This window comes from Petrotoga halophila DSM 16923 (assembly GCF_002924615.1).
Genome location: NZ_JALY01000291.1, coordinates 1 through 5,538, shown reverse-complemented (window position 1 = coordinate 5,538; position 5,538 = coordinate 1). Strand labels below are relative to the sequence as shown.

The window sequence follows — 5,538 nt, the reverse complement described above, 5'->3', positions numbered from 1 at the left end:
TAAGTTAAATACGGTCCAGGGGCATAAAGTGAAGCCATAACGCTTAAGTGAGGCCAACACCATATAGAATAATTGAAGATCGTCATTTCCACTTCTGCTTTCATCATTTCTTTTCCGGCTTTTTTGGCCTTGGATGGTTTGTTTACAATGTCTGAAGCTCTCACTACTTCTACTTCACCGGTGCTTTCTAACGCTTTTACTAGCCTGTGTTCAAATTTTTTGTTCATCTCTAAGGTTTCCTCATGAACAAAATCTCTTCCGTCTGAAAATGTGATTATTCCTACTTTCCTTTTTTGCATATAAAAATAACCTCCTCATTCTACTATATTTACTATCTTTAAAAATTCCAAAAAATATAAAATATCTCCTTTCCTAGCAAAAATATTTTTATTCTATCTATATACACCAATTAACTATTTAAATCTGAGGTAATATTTTTCTAATTTGCTTAAGAATTTGACTAAATTCTACTTGAAGTTTGTTGGTTTCATGTATGCCTAATTCTCTAAAAGGTTGTCTCACGTAACCTCCATCAATCCCTCTGAGTTTCATTCCTGCTTTTAAAGCAGGAATATTTCCATATTTAAAGAGTTTAGCAATCTCATTACCAAAATAATGAAGTTTATTTGCAGCTTTAAGATTATTTTCTTTAAAACTTCTAAAAATAGCTAAATACAATTCGGGAAGAACATTTGCATTTCCTGAAACTAACCCATCGCACCCTAAACACAACGCTGGATAAAAAAGTTGATCTGCTCCTGTAAAAATTTTAAAATTATTCTTTTTTAATTTTAGGTATTCTTGCGTTCTCATCATATTGCTTGAACTATATTTAATACCTGCTATATTTTCAACTTTATCTAACAATTTTCCTAAAATAACAGGATTTACATCATTACCAGCTGCTTCAGGAAAATTGTAGACAAATATCGGATAATCTTTTGGAACGTTGTTGGATAGTCCAACGTAAAAATCTAAAATCTCCTTATCACTCATTTTGAAAAAATATGGTGCAATTGAGGTAATTGCATTAGCACCAATATCTACAGCATGTTGAGCAAGAGAAAATACTACTTTTATGTTGCTACTACCAACGTGTACTATCACTGGGACAGTTCCTTTTAATTCATCGACAACAATTTCGGCAATTAATTTTCTTTCATCCATACTTAATGAAATTCCTTCCCCAGTTGTTCCTAGAACCAAAATCCCATTAACTTGCTTATTAGCTTGATATTCACATAAACTTCTTAATAACTCTTCATTTATATTTCCTTTTTCATCAAAAGGAGTTACAAGTGCTGTGATTATTCCTTCTAAATTCATATATAACACCTCTTTAGCTAATATTTTGAATGAAGTAAATTATTTAGTCACACCTGACCAACTCATTCCTTTAATTATTTGCCTTCTTAAAATTAGAAAAACAATCATTACAGGAATCGAAGCCAAAAATGCGGCGGCCATAAGTAAACCATATTCAATATCATATGCTCCTTGCAATGTATTCAAACCTATTGGTAATGTGAACTTATTAATTCTTTGTAGTGCTATTAAGCTCCAAAAATATTCATTCCAACTAAAGATAAACATGTAAATCCCTAATGCAGATAAAGCAGGAGCTGAGACAGGAATAATTATTCTAAAAAGAATGTCTAATCTATTACAACCATCAATTCTAGCTGAATCCTCTAATTCAGTTGGTATTCCTATAAAAAATTGTCTCAATAAAAAAACTCCTATTGGCATGGCAGAAATAGGTAAAATAACTGCAATTAATTTATTTAACAAGTTTAAATTATTCATTAAAAAATATAGTGGGACTCCATTTATTTGCCAAGGGATTAGCATACTTGCGAGTAAAACAACAAACAAAAAATCTCTTCCTTTCCACTGAATTCTAGCAAAGGAGTATGCTGCAAATATTGATAAGAAAAGTGAGATTAACGTTGAAAAACCAGAGACAACTACACTATTTAATAACCATCTTCCAAATGGCCAATTATTAATTACACCTCTAATGTGTTCTAATGTAAAACTTTCTGGGATCCATTTGGGAGGTCTAGTGAAGATTTCTGGTGTTGGCTTAAAAGCAGTATCAACCATCCAAAAAACTGGTATCAACCATAATATGGCTATTATTATCATTATAATATCAAAAAATTTTGTGTTTCCGCGCTTTTTCAAAAAAACCCCTCCTACTCTATCCTTTGTTTTCGTTTCCCATGTATCTCATAGCAATCAAAGTGAAAATAAAAATAATTACAAATAAAATAAATCCGATTGCAGCAGCCCTCCCCATTCGGAAATATGAAAATGCTTCTCTATATAAATATAAAGCTAAAACTTCGGAAGATCTACCCGGCCCACCTTCAGTCATTATCATCACTTGTCCCAATACGTTAAATCCAGAAATTATTGTTAAAACCATTGCAAAAAGAAATTGAGGTCTTATTAGAGGGAATAAGATTTTAAACATTATTTGCCATTTGTTAGCTCCATCAATTATTGCAGCCTCCACTATTTCAACAGGTTGGCTTTCTAACGCTGCCCGAAAAATTGTCATCCTATAACCCATTAACCACCAGGCACTTGCAAAAGCTATGGCTGGAATAACCCACACAGGATGATTCAGAAATTGTGGTGCGTTAGAAATCCCGATCATCTTTAATGATTCATTAATTAATCCAAAGTCAGGATCAAAAAGCCATTTCCAAACAAGACTAATTATAGAAACATTCAAAAGATATGGGAAAAAGAGAGCACCTTCTACAAAACCTTTGGCTTTACTTTTTGAAAAATATAGGAAGAATGCAAATAGTAATCCAAAGATTAAAGTTAAAGGAATCATAATAAGGGCAAACTCAAAAGTATTAAAAAAAGCATTCCAAAAACGTTCACTTGTAAAAAGATACTTATAATTTTCAAAGCCTATATATTCTGATCCTCTTAAAGGGTCCCAATTGTGTAAGCTAATTATAAAACCTGAAATAACAGGCCATAAGGTAAAAACACTCCATACTATTACAAACGGTAGAGCAAATAAAATTCCACTCCATTGATCTCTAGCCCTTTGCTTCAAAACTTATCACCTCAATATCTATATTAATAGAGGGGGAAAATCCCCCTCTATTAGTATTCATTCTTCTGATAGAATTCTGTTACATTCTTCTTCTGCTTTTGCTAAGGCTTCTTCAGGTGTCAATGTTCCGTTATAAGCCTGTTGAACATGAACTTGAATAGCATTTTCTAACTCTGCTGCTTTAGGGTGGTTTGGGGGATAATGTAAATAACCTTCCTCTGCCATTAGACTAAACACATTTAAACTTTTTCTCCATACAGGTGAATTTAACAATTCGGGAGAATTTCTTGATTCGTTGTAAGCTGGAGAATGTCCACCAAACATACCCCACATATAACTTAGTTCCGTTATTCTTCTAATTAATTCCATGGATTGCTCATAAATTTGAGGATTTGAGGTTGCTTGTTTAGGAATAACAAGATTATGGCTGTTCCCCCAAGTTGCGGGACTGTTAAATATGGTTGGTATTTTTGCTACTCCATAATTTATCTGAGCGTTTTCAGCTGAATAATAGTACCAATTCCCAGCAAATAGTATCCCTAATTCTCCAGCAGCAAACTGCTTAAATCCATCTGAACCGGGAATATTCCAATTCCATTCTTGAACACTGTTTACCAAATACTCCAAAGCTTGGAGTCCCTTTTCATTGTTGAAAGTGGCTTTTGTATAATTTCCATCAAATAATTCTCCGCCTAATTGCCAATAGAAAATATACCAAGCTCTCATCAGCTTTCGAGCAACCCCATCTTCTGCGAAATGAACTGCATAATATCCGGCTTCTTTTATTTTTTGGGCTGCATATTCCAGTTCTGCAGCATTAGTTGGGGGATCATCAGGATCCAACCCAGCTTCTTCAAAGATATCTTTGTTATACCACATTGCCCACATATGGGTATCTAATGGAATACCATAATGTTGACCGTCAAAAGTTGAAGAGTCCCATACATCAGTATAGAAATCTTCTCTGGAAAATCCAGCTTTTGCTAATAAATCACCTGCCGGGGAAGCATTCAGTGGGGTAAGTGCATCTTTCATAGATGGAAACATATTTGAATGTACAATACCAACCTGAGGAGCATTCCCTGCAACTACTTGATTTATAAGTTGAGCGTAGTAATTTTCCCATGCTCCTTGCACCAATATAACATACATGTCTTCTGATTCTTGGTTGATTCTTTGAACGATCTTTTCCATAGCTTGTGCATCACCACTATGAAAAAGAGTAGTGTAATAAAGAGTGGTTTTTTCAGCAGCAAAAGCAATCGTTAATCCAACTATCAGCAAACCAAACAGTAAAAACTTTTTAAACCTCATAATACCACCTCCATATTAAAGTTATAGGATACTCATAAGAAATTAGAAAATTTATCTCTTATACATAATTCTTTACTGATTTTCTTTTTATTAATTCTCCTTTTAATATTACTCTCATAGGTCTGGCATATCTATCTTCTATCCTTGACAGCAAAGATGTGGCAGCTATTTTACCTTCTTCTAATATTGGTTGTTTTATAGTCGTTAAAGGTGGATCTATCAGTTCATTTTCTGGTAAATCATCAAATCCAACTAAAGACAGTTCTTCAGGAATTTTTATGTTATTTTTTTTAGCTGCGTAGACTATATACTTAGTTATATTGTTGTTTGTAGCTATTATCGCCGTGGGTAAATTATTTTTTCTCTTTAGATCTTTTAAAACTTCTATTGTTTTTTCGTGAGGGTATATATCTTCACATATCCATTCGTTTTTTACGGGGATATTCAACAATTTACAACCTTTAATAAATCCTTTGAGCCTTTCTTCTATAGTGAATATTCCTTTTTTAGATAAAAAAATACCGATCTTTTCATGACCATTTTCTTTTAAATACATTAAGGCTTGAATAATTGCATCTTGGTTATCTACAATCACATGATCAAACTGATTCTGATTATAAAACATTCTATCGTAGAAAACTATTGGTATACCAATTTTGAAAAAGTCTTGATATATTCTCAAATTGCTTCTACCAGTACTTTCTGTAACTGGTGAGGCTAAAATACCTTCAACTCCATGACCGATCATCCAGTTTAAATAGATCTTTTCTTTATCCACATTCTCGTCGACGTTACTTAACAAAATCTTATATTCACGTGGGAATAAAACATCTTCTACTCCTTTTAAAAATTCCAAAAAGAAAGGGTTCCTTATATCAAACGCTATAACACCAATAATCTTTGATTTTGAATTTTTAAGGGTACCTGCGGATAGATTTTTCATATATCCTAATTTTTGAGCGGTATCTATAACTTTTTTTCTTAATTCTTCACTTGCACCAGGTTTACCAGACAACGCCCTTGAAACTGTAGAGGGAGAGATATTCAAAACCTTTGCGATGTCCTTTATTGTTGGTTTTTGCATGGGATTACCCTCCATAAGCATTTAGTAAGCAATCGATTGCGTTACTAATTCTTATTAT

5 protein-coding genes and 1 pseudogene are annotated in these 5,538 nt (G+C 33.0%); all 6 read right to left on the bottom strand.

Annotated elements, in window-relative coordinates:
* Nucleotides 1-299, bottom strand: a pseudogene (locus AA81_RS13140) (L-fucose/L-arabinose isomerase family protein); the annotation flags it as partial.
* 118 nt (nucleotides 300-417) lie between these two features.
* Nucleotides 418-1,326 (bottom strand): dihydrodipicolinate synthase family protein, encoded by a 909-nt coding sequence (locus AA81_RS13135; RefSeq protein ID WP_103079296.1) that lies wholly within the window; start codon nucleotides 1,324-1,326, stop codon nucleotides 418-420.
* 39 nt (nucleotides 1,327-1,365) lie between these two features.
* Nucleotides 1,366-2,187: a carbohydrate ABC transporter permease gene (locus tag AA81_RS13130; RefSeq protein ID WP_103079295.1), complete on the bottom strand. Its 822-nt coding sequence runs from the start codon at nucleotides 2,185-2,187 to the stop codon at nucleotides 1,366-1,368.
* A 16-nt stretch (nucleotides 2,188-2,203) separates the two neighbouring features.
* Nucleotides 2,204-3,082: a carbohydrate ABC transporter permease gene (locus AA81_RS13125; protein ID WP_103079294.1), complete on the bottom strand. Its 879-nt coding sequence runs from the start codon at nucleotides 3,080-3,082 to the stop codon at nucleotides 2,204-2,206.
* A 57-nt stretch (nucleotides 3,083-3,139) separates the two neighbouring features.
* Complete coding sequence (locus tag AA81_RS13120) at nucleotides 3,140-4,396, bottom strand: extracellular solute-binding protein (protein WP_103079293.1); 1,257 nt, start codon at nucleotides 4,394-4,396, stop codon at nucleotides 3,140-3,142.
* Between the two features lie 58 nt (nucleotides 4,397-4,454).
* Nucleotides 4,455-5,480, bottom strand: a complete 1,026-nt coding sequence (locus AA81_RS13115; protein ID WP_103079292.1) for a LacI family DNA-binding transcriptional regulator — start codon at nucleotides 5,478-5,480, stop codon at nucleotides 4,455-4,457.
* Nucleotides 5,481-5,538: the final 58 nt, after the last annotated feature.